The organism is Pantoea sp. XAF26B01_ASV70, assembly GCF_054512635.1.
The window spans coordinates 729,501-745,978 of the sequence record NZ_CM137251.1; the positions used below are offsets into that span (position 1 = coordinate 729,501).

A 16,478-nucleotide genomic window follows, 5' to 3' on the forward strand; every position below is an offset into this window, starting at 1 on the left:
TCGCACTCAGTCACCTTCGGTGTAACTCATTGAATACTGTAAAAATAAACCACATCCAGACCGAAAGTGTTAACAGCGTCGGAATAATTGGCCCTTTACAGGTAATCAAGCGTCTCAATACCCGCAAAATAAAGATAAAAAAAGGCCGGTTACCCGGCCTCAGATGTTGAGAAATATGTCTTTCCTTCTGTTCAGTGTTCGTTAATGGGATCATGTCATTTCACGCTGCTGCGTCAGCCCTGATGCCAGAGTGCGCACGCAGACGTGCTGACCATCCGTTCCAGTAATGCACCGGCGTCAGCAGTACCCGCCGCCGTTCGTCACACAGGGCATTCCCGATTACAACCTCACCGGGTATGCCGCAGAGTGAAAGCTGGATATAGGCCATGCCCGCCGCCAGCGGATCGATATCGGTAACAGACACCCATAGATAGCGGTGTGGCGAATAACCGGCATTCCTGAGCGTGCTGGCGAATGCCAGCGTCATAGCTCCTGAGCCGCAGGCCGGTTCAGCAAAAGTGATAAACGGCTTGTCTCTGAAAACCTCTTCAGGATTGCTGAGTTGCGCGCCGAACTGCAGTTGCGCCATCATCAGCGCCACGCTCCACGGGGTGAAGTACTGTTCTTTGTCTTTGTCACCCAGTTCAAGCAGCATGTAAATGCGCCCGAGAAAGTCACAGGTTTTTTCTTCCAGTCCGTTCACCACGTATGCCAGCAGTCTGGCCATCGATGAAACGTCCTCTTTTTTGTATTTGCCCACGATGGCCATATATTTCTGTTCGCGCTTCTCACAGAAATGCAGGCCATTCTGAATGGCGATCACACTGCAGCTGATGAAGTCTGTAAACACCTGGATACGCCGGGTGCCACGGGCGATGGAGTTAAAGAGTGAGATAAATTCTTTCTCGTTGTCGATGCGGACGCTCATGCGTGTTTTCCTGAAAAAAAGGGAACACGCCCCGTAAGGGAAACGATGTTCCCCCTTCGGGTGAAAAAAGCGGCCACAGCAGATGCTGTGACCATTGTCTGACAGACCTGTGATTAGGATCTGTCGGTAGTTAACCACGAACGCCGGCGTAGTGTGCAACGGCAGTGGCGGCCGGCGCAGCTGCTTCAGCACTGAACTGATACAGCCTTGCCCCTTCACTCACCTGATACTGCAAGTCCTCCTCCGGATAAGGTCCGCTGTCGACGTGGTCACCGCTGTCAAAACAGTGATAACCCGACGTGCCGGCATCCGGAGAGATCCAGTAGTGACGGATTTCACAGTCAAACTTCTGCGACATCTGCCCCATGACTTCCGCCGACGGCGGATACCAGGGAGAGGAGAACGTCAGTATCAGCGAACCGATATCGTCACGGCTACACTCCGACCGGTGCCCCGCAGGAAACTCCGTCCCGTAAAGCTGGATATAGAGTTCTGACGTGGTGTTAAGACCACAGAAAAGGCCACTTTCCCCGTTAATCTCGGTGGCCAGACGTGACGGCATCACCATCAGCATGTCGCACGGACAGGTGGTGTCCGGCATTATACTGAGCCACTCCCAGCGCTCCTGCGGGTCAAACTGACCGCCCGCTGAGGCGACGCCAAACCAGTCGGCGTAATGGACAGCCATAAGCCGGGTGATGGTCTGGCGTGCAGCAAACGGGATTGCCTCCCATTTGATGTCACCGATGCCCGACTGGACCCAGATTTTGTCCATTCGCGAGAGCGTTGTTCCGTCAAGCCAGGCGTCCTTCTCAAGCAGCTCCAGAAAATGCTGAAATGCCTGGTTCGGTGATGTGCTGCCTCCGGTGCCTGATGAAATCAGCTCCGGATAAGCACGGTATTCCGTTGCCTTAACGGGTTTGAGTATGCCTGCACAGCCGGCGAGAAACAGCTTTATGGCCTGCCGTATGGCGTGGCGGTAAAGCGGCACTTCCGTGCCGGCAATCCAGGACTGCATGATATCGATGCAGACAGACTTGCCGGTAATTTCCAGACGGTTTTTGCACCATGAAAACATCGTTGTACTCCTCTTTTGCGTTTAAAAAAGAGGGCATCTCCCTGAGGAAGATGCCCTCAGGGGGATGATGGCGACTGACGTCGCCGGGGTTAATTACGCTGCTTCAGTGCGGGTTTCACCCGGCGGCTTCAGCAGATATTCCGACGCTTCCCGGGCAAGCCGGCAGGCACGAAAGAACGCTTTTTTGTCGTTACGTAAAACGCTGAGCCAGCCGTTCAGGTAGCTCTCGTGCTGCACCTCACCAAAAATGCCGAGATGCGCACAAAGAAACGCGCTGCCGGTTTCCGCTATCAGTTCCTCAAAGGCGTATACGGGATCACCGAACTCTCTTGATGAGGAGGTTATTCCCTCACGATCAAGGCGGCTGCGGTGGCCGGTCGCGTGCACCAGCTCGTGCAGCAGCGTGGACCAGTAGTCTTCAGGTGAACGAAACTGTGAGGTTGCAGGCAACACAATTCGATCTGCCCCCGGGCTGTAATACGCCCGGTTCTGCCGGTGAGAAGAGCACTTCACCCCGGTTGCGTTGAGGATTTCCAGAACCTGTTGCTGCTGCTCAGTTGAGAATCCCTCAGCGTCACTGTCAGGTTGCTTCACCGTGAGTGCATACACTTTATCGGGAAGCCCTTCACACTGCGCAACGTTGAACAGCTGCAGCGGCTTCATCATGGCCAGCTTTTCCATCACCGGCACGCCGTCCCTGAATACCGGACTGTCATTGCCGTCGCGGAGCTGCTTTTCGAACGGTTTGAAGATGATGGCCATCGCGCTCCGCTCGCCTTTTCTGACCTGTCCGCCGGCAGCCTTAGCCTGCTGATACGTCAGCCAGCGATCGGCTCCGTAACCTGCCTCCTCTGCAGCCATCCACAGTAGCGGCACGTTGACGCCGCTGTAGTACCTGCCCGTGACGGCATTAACCGGCAAGCCGCCGCCGTAAACCTTCTGCGCCGATCGCCATGGCCGACGCCAGGGCGGCACACCGTTTTCCAGTGCGATGATGATTTTGTCGGTGACCTGCTGATAAAGGTCAGTCTGTTGTTCCGTTGTGGCCTTACGGCCGGCTGTTTTTTTCTTCATGAGATGCGTCTCTGAAAAACGGCGCATCTGTCCCGGTGGCGGACAATGCACCACCGGGGAGTGGGAAAATCAGTAACGACGTACTGAACCGTCGAGCATAATTGAGTCAATATCTGATTTGACGTTATATATGGCGCTGTCAAACCGCTTACGATCTTCAGGTTTAGCACGCTTAGAATCGAGGCGGATAACCCTGTCGAGAACCTTCAGTGCCTGCGAACGCCAGCTGAGACGTTCTGCGTTGCACACGCAGGCGCGAAGATGCAGGCGGGACTGCTCGCTAAGCCACTGTACTTGATCGCGGTATTCCGCAACCGGTAAATACTCTTTCAGTGGTGGCTGGGTTTCTTTGTAAATGGTCAGCGATTTAGTCACCTGATGAATTCCGGGCTTCAGGTACAAATCGTGATGCTCGTTCAGCACGGCATCGTATATTTTGTGGTCCAGGAATGTGGTGAAAGAAAACTCCCTCTCAGGTATTAACTTATCGCACAGTGCTGACCAGTCAGAATCCGTGGCAGGGTTGCAGCCGGCAGCACTGGCTTTCAGCCATTCCGCGCAGCCATTGTCATCCGGCACCCGGATGTAAATTCCCAGATTCTTTTCGAGTATCAGCGGACGTCCCTTGCCCTGATTCTGTGTCAGCAGCGGGCGCAGTTCGGTAGACGTAAAACGGATCATAAGAGCTCCTTTAAAAAGGAGGTGACCTCCCCGGGAGGGGAAGCCCCTCCGGGAAGTGTCATTCAGTTACCATCAGTCAAAACGGTAGCGAAGCTCCGCCATCTGCTGCGCCAGCAGCCGTCCGGCCCTGAGGGCTTTACGGGCTGTTGCGTAAGTACCGGCACCCGGCAACTGGTCAACACGCCAGTCGCGTGGGGTGAAGCCGGTGCGACGGGAGATGACGGGCATGAACCCGTTCTCTGTCGGCACGACGTCTGCCTTAAAGCTGCAGCGGCCGCTGCGGTTGGTAAACCACTCGGCCTGCTGTTGCTGCAGAGCGCCGGCAAGCCGGTTGAGTGCGCCAGAAAGGCGGGTGATAAGTGAAAGCATTATACTGCTCATGGTTTTCTCCTGATTAAGCGCGGAGAAACCATCGCCGCTGTGGCGGGGAGGTTGTCCCCGCGCGGGTTAGAGCCTTTGTCAGAAACTGACGCAGGCCGATGGTTAACAGTTAACCCAAATGAAGGTAATCCTCTTCAGATGAAAGGAGGATTTGTCTCCGCAGGAAGACAAATCCCCGCAAGGGTAAAACAGACAGCAGTCCGTTCAGCATTCGCCATAACGCTGGCATTCACGTTCTTCGTGCATCAGCCCCTCTTCGTCCTGAACGGCACCGCCGAAAAAAAACGTCCAGGCTGCTTCATCAATGTTTCTGGCCATGAGGCAGAGGCCTTCAAAGAAAGGCTGCCAGGATGCTGGCACGAGTTGACGTACAGACAGTTCCGCCAGGTCCCGGGCAACGTCAGCCATTTCCCAGACGTAGTATGGAAATCCGTCTTCATCGGTACTGGTGTTAAGTCCAAGGCGGCGATGCGCTGCAATAATCAGCAGGTCACCTTCAGCTCTGGCCAGTGCGACTTTGTAAGCGTTACGTTCGCCGGCACTGATTTGAAAATCTTCGGTAAGCGTTAATGCGTTCATAAAGGATTCCTTAAAGAATTGAGGAACCCTGCCCCTGACGGGGACAGAAGTCCCGTTAGGGTGAGAAACTGTTCGGTTAATAAGGCGGTCAGTCGATGTCATAAGCATCAGCACTCTGATAAAACTCTGCGCGCGATTGCTCTATAGCGTTGTCCAGCTCTGTGTCCTCCCGGGAACTGATAACGCCCTGCTGAAAAGCCCCATTCCAGTGACGACTGTGAACTGCCGTCCCCAGAAGAGTGAGCTCGTTCACTGCCTCCTCGATAAAGGCATGTCTGATGTAGCCATGCTCAGTTGCAAAACCAACTGTATGCGCGACATGTCTCAGAAAAGTCAGGTAGTCAGGAAGGCCGTCAGCAGGAACCTGTGGATCTGCATCGACCATGAGTCTGTAATCCAGACGTACGTTAAGCTGAGTTTTTACGTAATCCACCATGATTTTTGCCGAAGCTGGCGAATCACAATTAAGTAACGTGAGAGGGTTGATCATCCTGGTGTAATGCATCGGTACGATTCCTTATGAAAAAAGGGAACCGTCCCGGAGGGAAAGTATCCCTCAGGAGTGAGAATCAGGCACAGAATGCCAGATGAGTAAAACAGGTGTATGGGAGTGTGGTGCGAAGTAGAAAAGGACCTTAACCGCAGGGGTCTCTGTTTTCAAAGGTTAAACAGATTTGTTACCGCCCGAAAGCGTCATCTCTCAGGTAGTGATGACATTGGCATGTGATTACCCTAAGGCGTTCCTCTCAAATCACCGGAACATTGGCAGTTGTCGTGATGACAACGGTTAGCATGGATATCCTACTGGATGATTTATGTCCCGGCAAGTCCAAAAAAGATTTTCAGGTTAGGATTAAAACGGACATCGGAAACATATAAGTTATCCTAAAATATATGATATCACAGGACCAATAGTTAATAAGCGAGGGAACTTATGTTTACGGTCTTTTTAGACTCAAAAGTTAAAGGGGCTCGGGCGACGGGCATGGGATACAGCGAGTTCGTAAGGACTTTTGATACTATCTGCAAAGAGCACATGAGGGAGAAACGTGCAAAGGCCTTTGCATTTATTTTTTATGACATGGAGCACGGCCCTGTTAGGAGAGCCCTCAAATCAGCAAGGGGATTTGAAATACTTAACGCGGAGACCGGTAAAGACATGACACTTTTTTACCTGCATTCTGCGGCAGTTGAGCCGAACGCAAAAGCTTTTAATAAGCGTTTCATTGAGGCCTTGGGCGTTGAAGAACAGATTGAAATGCCATGCATAGTTTTCTTTCGCGTAACTGATGATAAAATTGATGATATCAACTTCAGGTGCATCGATGATCAAGTCGATGATGAACATTTGATTGTCGAGGCTTTGCGTCGCGATATAGCGGAATATATTGAAGGCATTAATACGCAAGGCGACTATTCAGCACTGACCAGCGTTGCAGGCTGGCTTTCTAAGCAAGCGTTTCTAATAGCTCTGAAGCACTTTATTTGAAATTGATTTAATTAGTTTTGTTATATACCCGAGCTACATAGTGCCCTCTACCATCACCGTGGCCTAAATCCATCGAGGTGAGGGCCTCAGCCTCTTTCTGACTAAAACCTCTGTCCTTATGGAATTGAAGAACATCCTTTGTATAAGCGTATCTAAGACTATGAGGAGCAAACTCGCCAACAAGTCCCGCTTCACGTACGATATTCCTGTATCGTTCAATTGCCAGATGAATTGAGGGTTTATCGATAAGTTTTCCATTATTTTCAGCACAATAAGTTATTGCTCTGTTAATGGCTTCAATAGTTTCAGTTCGGTTTATTATTGTGGTATCTCTCGGCCGTCCTCCTTTCGTACCGAAAACAACGCGAACCTTTTCATCTCCATTCTGCAGCGCTTTTTTCCAGGTCTGAAGTGATTTTACAGACTGAACCGTTTCTTCCGTTCTCAAACCTAGAAGCCGTGAAAGTTTCATTGCGCAGGCGACGCCCTCATCCTTTTCACTAACTGATTCAAAAGCCTGCATGAAATAGTCATCAGTTATTGCAACTTTAGTTCCGTCGCGGCTGGTTCCTGAGATATTCAAAGCATCATTGTTCAACTTCGGATGAGCTGGATCAGCCATGAAGGTTTTACCGGATACACGCAGCATTGCACGTATCGCCGCCATTTCATTTTGTAGCGTACGTTTGGATATATTTTCTGCCAGACGGCTTCGAATATAAATTTCTATGTGATTTGTCTTTATGTTTTTAATGTCCCTAATTTGAATGTTAAGACTGATCATTCTGTCAGCAAACCGGTTAGCAATTTTTGTACGGTCAGATACAGTTTTGAAACTTCCGCCCGCCTGGCGGGCAAGGGTTTTTAAATTTTTATTCAGCTTTGCCACAGACCACTCTCCATTCAATGAGGTGACAGAACTTTTCCGTCCGTGTGAACGGAAAAGTTCTGTCACCGGCTGCACAGCGGTAACAGACGATGGAATTTCACCCCGACGGCACGGTTCATTTTGCGCTTCCTGCGTCTCGGCAGACATTTGTGCATCGGGGCGGCGAAATGTTGAGTTATTGCAAGGCTCCCCAGGTCTCTGACCTGTTCGCGACTTTCGCCGGGCTGAAATGAATCAGTCTGCCTCCACACACCAGCTGTCTGGTGTCGCCATCAATGTCGTGCCGATTTCTCCTTATTTAAGTGGCGTTCAATGCTTCTAAAAGTAAATGAACGATAGGTTGAAAGTGGATCAGTAATGAGAGGAAAAACGTCTTTAGGACGTCAGAAATCCTTTAATACGTGTTGGTCAGTTGGTAAAACCGACGTTGAAGGTACAGTGCGTAAGCGCTGACCGTAATGCGCTGCGCGCGTCACTTGGTACTCGTTTCACTCGTACACAAGTGACGCCGCGCTCCTCTGCTTTCAATGCAAACGTGGAAGATGCCCAAATGTTCCAAATGGTCATACCCGCGTTGCAAAGTTCGCAGCAGCCCTTCAGCGTCAATGCGTACAGAAAAGTGAAAGCGATACGGCCGAAACCGTAATCAGAAAATGCCAGGAATGGCTTTGTAAAAGAAAGGACCTTTATCGCAACGCGATCTTCGTTCTCAAAGGTTAAACGAAGTTACCGCCCGAAGGCTCCGTCTCTCAGGTCATGACGGTTTTGGCAGTGCAATCACCCGAAGGCGCCCCTCTCAGATTGCCGGGACATTGGCGTGTTGCTAAAGCAACGGTACAACGACCGGAATGTTAGATCGTTATGAGATCCATTTACAAGCTAAATGTTATAGATGCATGTGGGGAAAAATACGGGAACAGCCCTGAAGGCAAACCGTTAAAAGATCCCTTACACTAAGGACTTCAGGTTTTTGGATTTTAAGATAGAAAGCGTGAGGGTAAATGTGGCACGTTCCCCCATGTTTTTGAGTACTCTAAATCGAATAATTGCTTTGCACATTCAGCACTTAGATGACTACAGGCATCTTCATAAAAGGATTCGACTGTTTTGTCATCAATGGTAATGTTTGAAACAGGAAATTCAATAATGCCAGTAGAAGAGCGATTAATTGCAACCCATTCCTCGCCTTCCATCTGATTGCCTGGGAGAGTAAGGTAAGAATACAATACATCTTCTATCGGTATATTGAAATTCAGAGATATAGAGCCGTAACCGCCTTTCTTGTTAGTGTCGGTGAAAGAGTTTGCAACATCCATGTATAAAGGTATTGTTTCGTAACCGAGAATATTTGCTGATGCTTTATAAAGCATCAGCAAGCTATCATAGCTCATTCTGTCAATTCCGAATTGCGATATTCTGACTCTTTTACTTATGTGGTGTGATATCCCTTTGGGGGGGATCTCGCGCCTTAAGTTAACATGAGTAACTCCTGCAGAGTTTAAAAGACTCTGTGTATTTTCGTAAACTTCATTTAACTCGGTAATGATTTCGCTTAATTGTGACTTACTGAGAGATTCTATCAAACCTTTAACATTGCTATCATTCCTGTACCATGAATATATCCTGTCATTTTGAATGGGTAGTTTAAGGTAATCAAATAAAATTGAAATAAACTCAACTAAAATTGCATATCCGTTTCTTTTTTGGTCACAAAAGCCTGTGATGAATTTATATTGCTGATCTTTACTCCCATAGCCAATGCAAGCAGAAAGGATTTCGTTTTTTATCCGAACTCTTGAGTTAATCAGGCTTCTATCAAGTTCAAAAGTTTTAAATGATCTCATTTTCATTCCAGTCTGTTTCAAACGATAAATCCGCTTTTATTTAAATTATTCAGCTTGCTTCGCGCCAGATAAATTTTGTAATCAATTGCAAAACTGGCTTAGCTCTAAGGGAAATGATTTCACCTGATTAGCCTTAAAAACCCAAGTGCCGAGAGTTGTACAAAAACTTGCCAATTTAGCTGTCTTTAAAGTAATCTGAGATTGGACGCATACAATAGTATCGGAGGCAGACTTCATGGCCAGTGACTGGAATGATGAGCTTGATAAGTACGAGAATGGCCGGAGCTTTAGTGAGGATTTGAAAGATTCAGTACGGGCTACTTTTTCTGTACTTAGCCATATGAAAGGGGCCCGCGAGAAGCACCATTCTGTTTCTAAAGAGAATGGCTACACTTTGGGTAGTCAAGGCTGGGGCAATTATGTAAATGGTGAGAAAATGTATTACAGTGAGGATGACTAGTACTGGATAATGTTCACTCAAATCCAGTACTAGTTAGGCAGTTCTAAATCTTTTTGATTTGTGATGTTGCTGCGTCTTGCACTGCTTTTCCTGCTTGTTCTCCTGCCTGTTTAGACTGAACAGACCCTTTTTCCATAGCTGAAGATATAGCAGCCCCTAATTGCACACCCACCCAACCTAACATACCTACCCAGAACGCCGGAAACACCACATACATCATCCCCAGTACCAGGTTCATGATCCAGCCGTCACGCGGAGAACTCAGGAAGTCTGCAATAGGCTGCCCCGAAGCCAGTCCCCCTTCAGCCAGGTTTGAGTAAAGGATGGTGATCAGTCTGTCATCCAGCCAGCCCGCCAGCGCCCACCAGAACGTAATGAACTGCAGCGCAAACAGCGCAAACGAAATCGTTACTACCGTCTTTGGCTCATAGGCGCTGAACATCATCAGCACGGGGATGACGATGATTATCATCATCTGAAGCAGCGCCTGGATCATAGGCAGCGCCTGCTTGAGCGCATCAAAGCCGGGCAGCGCCTCAACCTGCTTCATGCCCAGCCCGACAGTAGACGCAAACCGCGAAAGGCTCCCTCCGATACCACTCGTTGTGTCCGCACTGCCGGACATATAGGTGACACCGCTGCCTGAAATTTCTGCGTTGCTGGGGCTCACCAGCCAGCGCAGTGCCGGCTCTTCCCACTGTGTGCCCGGGAACTGGCGCTGAAGCTCGGTTCTGGTCGAGTCGCTGATGCTGGCCAGTACACGCTTGCGCAGTCCGTTAGTGCTGTCTGACCACCAGGTTTTGCACGTCGGATATCCGCCCTGGCCCGTATCCGGATAGCCGCTGTCCCGGCTGCTGCTGTATGGCCACCGTCTGCGGGGCGTCATGGCTGTATACGTGTCGTAATAGCCCGAGGTTTTGAGAAAATAGTCGCTGCCAATCCAGCCAACCGAGTTGATGGTGGCATCGCTCAACTGGCTGTTGCTGTTCTTCAGCTTAAAATAGGCCCGGGAGTAGCACTGGTTTGCGAAGTCCTGCACCTCCTGCAGCACCACCGGGTCGCGCAGTTTAGTGTTCTGAACGTCAAAGCGCAGCTGCCGCAGCTGCGTGCCGCAGGGAATGGACGCAATCATTGCCTGCGTGGTGCCTTTCGACATCGCATGCAGCAGATACCACCAGATTGGCACTTCGGCCGTACGCCCGTCGAAGTCGTTGACCAGCCCTTTATAGCCAGAGTTCTGGGGCGTGGGCACGCTGAAGCCGCACTGTTTCGCCCGCGAATCGTCAAACTTGATGGTGCTGATATCCACCGGCAGCAGCGGAACGCAGCAGAACAGCATGATCAGAAACGAGACATAGATGGCGTGCTCGATGCGCGGCAGCGCCAGAACACCTTTGTTTCCCTCATCGGCACCTTCCTCCCGGACCTTCAGCCACACGCCAAGGACCTTAAAAACCAGCGGCAGCGCAAACAGGCCGGTGCTGCTGAGGATGCCCCACATTGAGTTATTGAGCACCCAGCCAAAAAGAATGAGGAAGTATTCCAGGTAACTGTTCGCCGTCATTTCAGCCTCCCTGAACCGCGTTAGACCAGGCCACGTACTCTGTGACCAGGGCATAGATGACGACAAGCAGCTCAGTACGGGGCAGGCGTACAGCGGCTTCCGGCCAGCGCTTCAGCAGGCGCGGCCGGAGATTCATAATCCAGATACAGGCGATGCACACGTACATGCACAGTCGCCAGGCAAACATGTCCCACCGGCTGTCGTAGAGCCACTTCTGAATAAGATGGCCATCGGGGTCGTATGCCATGAACACCGATGCCAGGCCAAATATCGCGCCCATAGCCACGACGGTACTGAGGAATATCAGAAGAATGCGGCCGGTCAGGCCGATCAGGAGTCTGCGTTTCATGTTATCTGGCTCCCGGCTGAGGCTGACTCATCTGGCTGAAGCCCTGGTCCTGGTTGCCGGCTTTCTGCTGCAGCTGATTATCCTGATTACGTTCACCCTGGCGCTCAAGCGTGGTCAGCAGACTGTTGCTGCTGATGGACTTACGCAGCTCCATTTCGTTGCGCAGCGCGTTCAGCTCGCGGTCGAGCGCATCAACACGACGGTCACCCTCGGCGATGGCCTCAGGCTGTTCGGCCGCGTTCGGCTCAGACTCACCGGACGTCAGCATGCGTCGCATGGTGAGGGCCGCCTCAACCGTGTCAGACATGGCCAGTTCACCCGCCAGCCGCTGTACCAGTGCGGCCCGGTCCGGGTCATCGCGCAGCGCCTGAATAACGCCGCGCGTGACCACCAGGCTGCCGGTTTTGAGCGTGGCCAGATTATCGGTCGTGGGCTGAAGCTGGCCGTTAACCAGTTTGCCGAGCTGCTCTAGGTTGGTTTTGGTGGCGTCTTCCAGTACCGGTGAGAAGCCGGTGCCGGCAACGGTGCTGCCCGGCTGGTTATCCGCGCCGCCACTGGTGCATTCGCTGGTTTCACGGCAGGTCCGTATAGAGCGATCCCCGAGGACTTTAACAACGGCCGCTGCGGCTTCTTCGGAGGATTTATAGCGCTGGCAGACCGTACCGTTACAGCTGGCTGAGCCGACACTGCTGTTGCTGGTCACCGGCAGGCTGTTCATCATGTTGTAGCCGGCTTTTGCCAGGTCGCGCGTGGGCTGAATCGCCTGCTGTCCCTTGCCGCCGCGTTTCTGGCCACCTACCCATGTTACGCCCTCTTCGCCAGTGGCCTTCTGGAGCTTCTGGTCGCTTGATACCGCGTCACCGCCGCTCGATGAAACAATGTCTTTGTACTCTTCTGACACGGCGGCCTGCTGCCACTTGCTGCCTAGGGTGTAATCGGCCAGCTTTTTGGACATGTTCTGACAGTTCATCTGAGCCTTGTCGAAGTTGAGCCCCGCCTGCAGCACGCCGTTAGTCAGCATTTCATACAGACCCGGGTTAGCACGCTGAATAGCCATCGCCGGCATGCTCATTACGGCGCCGGTCGCGCCCTGAATGACGTTGCCCATCAGGTCTTTAAAACCGCTGGTAATGCCGTTGAGCTGGTTTCCGACCGTGGTTTTCAGATCAAAGTTGCCGCACATCAAATCGCTACTCCAGCCGCCGTCCAGGCCGAGGCGCGACATGTTACTCCGGGTTGAGGGCGGCGAAATCACCGATCCGCCGCCGATTGAATAGAACAGGCCATCGTTGATGGCGCCGCTGACGTCGGCACCCTGTGCGGAAAGCGTGGAATCAATGGCCAGTGCCGGCATCGTCAGTGAAAGTAATAATGCGCCCATGGCCACGCGCAGTTTTTTAACGCTGAAATTCATCATGCTGTGTGTCCTTATGAAAAATCTATGCTGTACAGGAAGGTCTGGCCACGTCGCTTGCAGCAGCTGTAGGGCTGCCAGAGCGCCCAGGCGTAATCCCCGCTTTCTGCCGTCTGACCACCCGTATCCGGAAAGACCGCGCAGCTCTGCGACAACTGGGGCGAGAGCCGCTGCCATTTGTGGTTTTTTGTGCTGGTGTTTTCGGTGACAGAGTCCGGGGGCCAGTAGCCCGGCGACCGCTGGCCTTTTAGCAGGTTGTAGACGTGCAGTTGCCCCTCCCGGGTGATGATGTCGGCGACGCGCTGAACCACGACCGCCGCCGACTTGTAGCTGTCGGTCTGCGTCACGAAACCGCTCCGGGGATAAACGTTGCCCCACATCTCGCCGGCAAACGTGCTGCCGATTTCTCTCTTACCCGGGATCAGCGCTTCAGGATAGACGGACTCCGGTACGCCTGTTCGCCAGGCCAGGGCGTCCATGGCGCTGACGAAATACGGTACGAACGGCGTGGCGGCTGAGCGGCATGAGTATCCCGGCACCATCCCGCCGATGATCGACGTCGCCGGGTGGCCATACGCATCGCCATAGTAAAAATGCAGGTTTTGTTTCCGCATGCCCGGAGCCTTCATCTCCTGACGCCCACCGCCTGCAGGTACGCCGGTGAGTCCGCCGGACACCAGGCTTTCAGCGCCGCCCGCCGTTGCACTCACGGCTGACATTTCGGTCCAGGGATTGTCGCCCGGACTGAGGTAGGCGGACACGACCGCTTCAGGAATGTAGTGAGTGACCTTGACCGAGGTTTTAACCGAGCAGCCAAAGGGCGTACAGAGCAGCCAGTAACAGATGCCGCTGATGCGCCAGCTGATACAGTCCGGGCTCATGGCGCTGGAGACCAGGCTCGCCGTGTTCATGCTGGCGAGGGTGCCAGTGCAGGTAAACAGCGTGGCCAGCATCAGGCGGCGGGGGCAGGAAAGGTGCATGTTCACGGCTGCTTCTCCCGCCAGGCATCGAGCTTCGCAAGGGCTGCTGCAACGTCGGTGGTGCCGTACACCACCCATTTATCGTCGAACACCACGGCGGGGTACTTCTCAAGCCCGAGTGACCAGGCATGCGTAACACCGGCATAGCTGCCCGCTAACGACTGCTGACGCTGACGGAACGCCGGGGAGGCGATGACGGCTCTGGCCTGCTGCTCAGCCTGCTCCGGATTCGTCGAAAGCGGGCCGAAGAGTTCGGACTGGAGACGGTCAGGCGCATCCAGTTCAATGACCGTAACGTCGGGGCTCAGTTCGCCGGTGACGGGGTGAGCATGATCGGTGTAAATCACGGTGCCGGCATGGGCACCTGCGTTCAAAAACAGGACGGCAAGGCTGCAGAGGGGGATTTTCATGGATAGCACTCCCTGAGTGAATGATGCAGTCAGGGTGCATCAGGGAATGCATGCTTACAGCTGTTAACTCTTAATTGAAAAATGATAATTAATACCGTCACTGATCGCGCGATCGGTAAATTCTCAGGGCAGGTAAGGCTTTGCTGCAGGCAATCAACCCCAGAGCCAATGAAGCAGAAGTGCCAAGTAAAATCTGAGCCTGGTGATGTCCCTCAGCGATGAAGCAAAAAAAATGTTACTGGTGGCATCTATTCGTAGGTGATAAATTGCCCGAAAATTAGCAATTTACTACCTCCTGATATAGTGCGCTTCATGTTAAATAAAAACTTCACAGATACATATCGTAAAGACATTGATGGACTCAGAGGATTAGCTGTCGCTCTTGTCATTCTCTTTCATGCCGGAATTAGTCAGATAGCTTCGGGTTTTATAGGGGTCGATATTTTCTTTGCGATTTCCGGTTTTTTAATAACGGGAATTATCGTAAAACAAAGAGAGAAAAGTACTTTCAGCCTGGCGAACTTTTTCGTGCACCGTCTCTGGCGCATACAGCCAGCTTTTATCATCATGTCGCTGGCGACACTGATAGCCACGTTCTGTATTTACCTTCCCGACGATTTCCTGGCATACCTGCACAGTAGTTACTATAACGCTTTATTGCTTTCAAATCAGTTCTTTGCGCGTCAAAGTGCTGCCTATGCGTCTCCCGCAGCCGATCTGTTTCCCTTACTCCATACATGGTCCCTGGCAATTGAGTGGCAATGGTATCTGTTTCTTCCGCTGGGAATTTTACTGACCGGCACCATCCTACGTCTTAAGTCATTTCAGAAGGTGATCAGCAACCCGACGAATGCACTTGCTGCAGCGTGGTTTATCCTGACGCCAATGGCAGTTGCACTGGCCCTGATTATGGCCAGTAGACAGGCCGATATTGCTTATTACTCTCTGCTTACCCGTATATTTGAATTCATGATGGGCGGGGCTGCATTTTTTCTGACCCGCTATGTTCGCTCAATCCCTACAGCCGTCTCAAACGGCATAAGCATTTTATCGCTGGCTGCGTTGCTTTACATCGCGATTCAACCTGACGTTATTGGGTTCTACCCAAACATCTATGCTTTGCTGGTCGTCACTGCTTCAGCTTTAATTATGTTTACCGGTACGTATGAAAACAACATCGTATCAAGGCTTTTTGGACTATCACCCGTGACATTCACGGGCAGAATATCTTATTCGTTATACCTCTGGCACTGGCCCGTTCTGGCCATCGCGCGCTACCTGGGTTATGACCTCGCTGGCACGACACTTCTTGTATGTCTGACACTGACGGTCCTGCTGTCGCTAATAAGTTATTATGTCGTGGAACAGCCGTGCAGGCGCTATCGCTGGCCTCTGAAATACACAATTCCTCTGCTAATCATTGTCCCGATCATCATCTTCAACGCTGCGTTCAAATATGCTGAAAACCGCGACGGCATGCCTGGACGATTCGGTGCTGAATATGACCGCGTAGCTCATAATATCAGTGCTGGATTAGCCCAGGCCGGACATCGGCCAGACTGCCTGGATGGATCTCAGAATGCAGACAAATGTATGTTCGGGGACCTTAAAGGTAAGAAGACAGCACTGCTTATTGGCGATTCCCATTCAAACCATTTCTGGGGCTTTTTCGATGTACTGGCTCAGAATGCTCACATCCGTATGACGGCCCTAAGTACAGCACTTTGCTTAGCTCTGCCGGATACATACCTTTATGACTGGTGGACATTCAGAAATCAGACTTTTGATAAATGCCATGATAATGCGGTGAAATATTATGAGCTGATCGCAAAAAATCACTACGATTATGTCATTCTGGGTCAGGTCTGGGAGTGGTACTTAGGCGGACCTCACATCATCAATCATCTAGGCGATGAACGATCAGATGCACTTACTAAGGAACGCATCAACAGAGCTATACGACATTCTTTGAATGCCATAGTAGCATCAGGCGCTCGTCCGGTGATTATAAGGAGCATAGCCCCTATGCCCGTTAATTATCAGAAGTGTATCCGTCACCATACTATCTTCAGACAGCCCTATCGCCAGGATGAATGCGACAATCAGAATCCGCAGAGTCCTGAAAATGAATGGACGCTGCCACTGTTCAATCAGTTGCAGAAAGAGTTCCCAAGCTTAATTGTGATTGACCCTAAGAAAGTGCAGTGCGAAAGCGGTTATTGCATTACTGCACTGGACGGAACTCCAATCTATCGTGACGTTGGCCACCTGAATGATTTTGCCTCTTATAGATTTGGTCAGGAGTACTTGCGGAAGTTTGGAAATCCTCTGGAATAAACTTAAGCTTTAAAGGGGGCT

At 51.5% G+C, this 16,478-nt stretch carries 17 protein-coding genes; 3 read left to right on the forward strand and 14 right to left on the reverse strand.

The window, feature by feature from the left end:
* Positions 1 to 220: 220 nt before the first annotated feature.
* The 7 genes from ACX8ZY_RS03470 to ACX8ZY_RS03500 all read right to left on the reverse strand — a co-directional run bounded on the left by ACX8ZY_RS03470 (position 221) and on the right by ACX8ZY_RS03500 (position 5,226).
* A complete protein-coding gene (locus ACX8ZY_RS03470; protein WP_459260618.1) occupies positions 221 to 928 on the reverse strand; it encodes a DNA methyltransferase family protein in 708 nt (235 codons plus the stop codon).
* 130 nt (positions 929 to 1,058) lie between these two features.
* On the reverse strand, positions 1,059 to 2,006 hold the full coding sequence (locus tag ACX8ZY_RS03475; protein WP_459260619.1) for a DUF1281 domain-containing protein: 948 nt from the start codon (positions 2,004 to 2,006) through the stop codon (positions 1,059 to 1,061).
* A gap of 93 nt (positions 2,007 to 2,099) precedes the next feature.
* A complete protein-coding gene (locus tag ACX8ZY_RS03480) occupies positions 2,100 to 3,080 on the reverse strand; it encodes an ArdC family protein (RefSeq protein WP_459260620.1) in 981 nt (326 codons plus the stop codon).
* A 69-nt stretch (positions 3,081 to 3,149) separates the two neighbouring features.
* The gene (locus ACX8ZY_RS03485; protein WP_459260621.1) at positions 3,150 to 3,761 is read right to left on the reverse strand and encodes a hypothetical protein; all 612 of its coding nucleotides are present in this window, start codon (positions 3,759 to 3,761) and stop codon (positions 3,150 to 3,152) included.
* Between the two features lie 72 nt (positions 3,762 to 3,833).
* Positions 3,834 to 4,142, reverse strand: a complete 309-nt coding sequence (locus ACX8ZY_RS03490; RefSeq protein WP_459260622.1) for a hypothetical protein — start codon at positions 4,140 to 4,142, stop codon at positions 3,834 to 3,836.
* Between the two features lie 204 nt (positions 4,143 to 4,346).
* On the reverse strand, positions 4,347 to 4,721 hold the full coding sequence (locus tag ACX8ZY_RS03495) for a hypothetical protein (protein WP_459260623.1): 375 nt from the start codon (positions 4,719 to 4,721) through the stop codon (positions 4,347 to 4,349).
* Between the two features lie 88 nt (positions 4,722 to 4,809).
* Positions 4,810 to 5,226, reverse strand: a complete 417-nt coding sequence (locus ACX8ZY_RS03500; RefSeq protein WP_459260624.1) for a hypothetical protein — start codon at positions 5,224 to 5,226, stop codon at positions 4,810 to 4,812.
* Positions 5,227 to 5,655: 429 nt separating this feature from the next.
* Between ACX8ZY_RS03500 and ACX8ZY_RS03505 the strand changes: the two genes are divergently transcribed.
* Positions 5,656 to 6,210 carry a hypothetical protein gene (locus ACX8ZY_RS03505; RefSeq protein ID WP_459260625.1) on the forward strand — a complete coding sequence of 185 codons (555 nt, stop codon included), beginning with the start codon at positions 5,656 to 5,658 and terminating at the stop codon, positions 6,208 to 6,210.
* A 7-nt stretch (positions 6,211 to 6,217) separates the two neighbouring features.
* On the opposite strand, the gene ACX8ZY_RS03510 is transcribed toward ACX8ZY_RS03505, so the two are convergent.
* Positions 6,218 to 7,099, reverse strand: coding sequence for an integrase domain-containing protein (locus ACX8ZY_RS03510; protein ID WP_459260626.1), 882 nt, complete (start codon positions 7,097 to 7,099; stop codon positions 6,218 to 6,220).
* A gap of 977 nt (positions 7,100 to 8,076) precedes the next feature.
* Positions 8,077 to 8,943, reverse strand: coding sequence for a hypothetical protein (locus ACX8ZY_RS03515; protein ID WP_459260627.1), 867 nt, complete (start codon positions 8,941 to 8,943; stop codon positions 8,077 to 8,079).
* A gap of 235 nt (positions 8,944 to 9,178) precedes the next feature.
* Here ACX8ZY_RS03515 and ACX8ZY_RS03520 point away from each other — a divergent pair, with 235 nt between their 5' ends.
* Positions 9,179 to 9,403 carry a hypothetical protein gene (locus tag ACX8ZY_RS03520; RefSeq protein ID WP_459260628.1) on the forward strand — a complete coding sequence of 75 codons (225 nt, stop codon included), beginning with the start codon at positions 9,179 to 9,181 and terminating at the stop codon, positions 9,401 to 9,403.
* A gap of 43 nt (positions 9,404 to 9,446) precedes the next feature.
* Here ACX8ZY_RS03520 and ACX8ZY_RS03525 read toward each other — a convergent pair whose 3' ends face one another.
* From ACX8ZY_RS03525 to ACX8ZY_RS03545, 5 genes are read right to left on the reverse strand one after another with little or no spacing between them, the layout of a single operon-like run.
* A complete protein-coding gene (locus tag ACX8ZY_RS03525) occupies positions 9,447 to 10,967 on the reverse strand; it encodes a conjugal transfer protein TraG N-terminal domain-containing protein (RefSeq protein WP_459260629.1) in 1,521 nt (506 codons plus the stop codon).
* A 1-nt stretch (position 10,968) separates the two neighbouring features.
* The gene (locus tag ACX8ZY_RS03530) at positions 10,969 to 11,316 is read right to left on the reverse strand and encodes a hypothetical protein (protein WP_459260630.1); all 348 of its coding nucleotides are present in this window, start codon (positions 11,314 to 11,316) and stop codon (positions 10,969 to 10,971) included.
* A 1-nt stretch (position 11,317) separates the two neighbouring features.
* Positions 11,318 to 12,697 carry an integrating conjugative element protein gene (locus tag ACX8ZY_RS03535; RefSeq protein ID WP_459261080.1) on the reverse strand — a complete coding sequence of 460 codons (1,380 nt, stop codon included), beginning with the start codon at positions 12,695 to 12,697 and terminating at the stop codon, positions 11,318 to 11,320.
* A gap of 47 nt (positions 12,698 to 12,744) precedes the next feature.
* Positions 12,745 to 13,710, reverse strand: a complete 966-nt coding sequence (locus ACX8ZY_RS03540; RefSeq protein ID WP_459261082.1) for a TIGR03756 family integrating conjugative element protein — start codon at positions 13,708 to 13,710, stop codon at positions 12,745 to 12,747.
* Positions 13,711 to 13,712: 2 nt separating this feature from the next.
* Positions 13,713 to 14,120 carry a TIGR03757 family integrating conjugative element protein gene (locus tag ACX8ZY_RS03545; protein ID WP_459260631.1) on the reverse strand — a complete coding sequence of 136 codons (408 nt, stop codon included), beginning with the start codon at positions 14,118 to 14,120 and terminating at the stop codon, positions 13,713 to 13,715.
* 312 nt (positions 14,121 to 14,432) lie between these two features.
* On the opposite strand from ACX8ZY_RS03545, the gene ACX8ZY_RS03550 reads away from it, so the two are divergent.
* On the forward strand, positions 14,433 to 16,457 hold the full coding sequence (locus ACX8ZY_RS03550; RefSeq protein ID WP_459260632.1) for an acyltransferase family protein: 2,025 nt from the start codon (positions 14,433 to 14,435) through the stop codon (positions 16,455 to 16,457).
* Positions 16,458 to 16,478 lie beyond the last annotated feature (21 nt).

Bases quoted from the DNA above. Each gene is read 5' to 3' on its own strand.
- ACX8ZY_RS03480 (WP_459260620.1), bottom strand. From the start codon at position 3,080: ATGAAGAAAAAAACAGCCGGCCGTAAGGCCACAACGGAACAACAGACT.
- ACX8ZY_RS03475 (WP_459260619.1), bottom strand. From the start codon at position 2,006: ATGTTTTCATGGTGCAAAAACCGTCTGGAAATTACCGGCAAGTCTGTC.
- ACX8ZY_RS03550 (WP_459260632.1), top strand. From the start codon at position 14,433: ATGTTAAATAAAAACTTCACAGATACATATCGTAAAGACATTGATGGA.
- ACX8ZY_RS03515 (WP_459260627.1), bottom strand. From the start codon at position 8,943: ATGAGATCATTTAAAACTTTTGAACTTGATAGAAGCCTGATTAACTCA.
- ACX8ZY_RS03505 (WP_459260625.1), top strand. From the start codon at position 5,656: ATGTTTACGGTCTTTTTAGACTCAAAAGTTAAAGGGGCTCGGGCGACG.
- ACX8ZY_RS03540 (WP_459261082.1), bottom strand. From the start codon at position 13,710: ATGCACCTTTCCTGCCCCCGCCGCCTGATGCTGGCCACGCTGTTTACC.
- ACX8ZY_RS03490 (WP_459260622.1), bottom strand. From the start codon at position 4,142: ATGAGCAGTATAATGCTTTCACTTATCACCCGCCTTTCTGGCGCACTC.
- ACX8ZY_RS03535 (WP_459261080.1), bottom strand. From the start codon at position 12,697: ATGGGCGCATTATTACTTTCACTGACGATGCCGGCACTGGCCATTGAT.
- ACX8ZY_RS03470 (WP_459260618.1), bottom strand. From the start codon at position 928: ATGAGCGTCCGCATCGACAACGAGAAAGAATTTATCTCACTCTTTAAC.
- ACX8ZY_RS03485 (WP_459260621.1), bottom strand. From the start codon at position 3,761: ATGATCCGTTTTACGTCTACCGAACTGCGCCCGCTGCTGACACAGAAT.
- ACX8ZY_RS03520 (WP_459260628.1), top strand. From the start codon at position 9,179: ATGGCCAGTGACTGGAATGATGAGCTTGATAAGTACGAGAATGGCCGG.
- ACX8ZY_RS03495 (WP_459260623.1), bottom strand. From the start codon at position 4,721: ATGAACGCATTAACGCTTACCGAAGATTTTCAAATCAGTGCCGGCGAA.
- ACX8ZY_RS03530 (WP_459260630.1), bottom strand. From the start codon at position 11,316: ATGAAACGCAGACTCCTGATCGGCCTGACCGGCCGCATTCTTCTGATA.
- ACX8ZY_RS03525 (WP_459260629.1), bottom strand. From the start codon at position 10,967: ATGACGGCGAACAGTTACCTGGAATACTTCCTCATTCTTTTTGGCTGG.
- ACX8ZY_RS03500 (WP_459260624.1), bottom strand. From the start codon at position 5,226: ATGCATTACACCAGGATGATCAACCCTCTCACGTTACTTAATTGTGAT.
- ACX8ZY_RS03545 (WP_459260631.1), bottom strand. From the start codon at position 14,120: ATGAAAATCCCCCTCTGCAGCCTTGCCGTCCTGTTTTTGAACGCAGGT.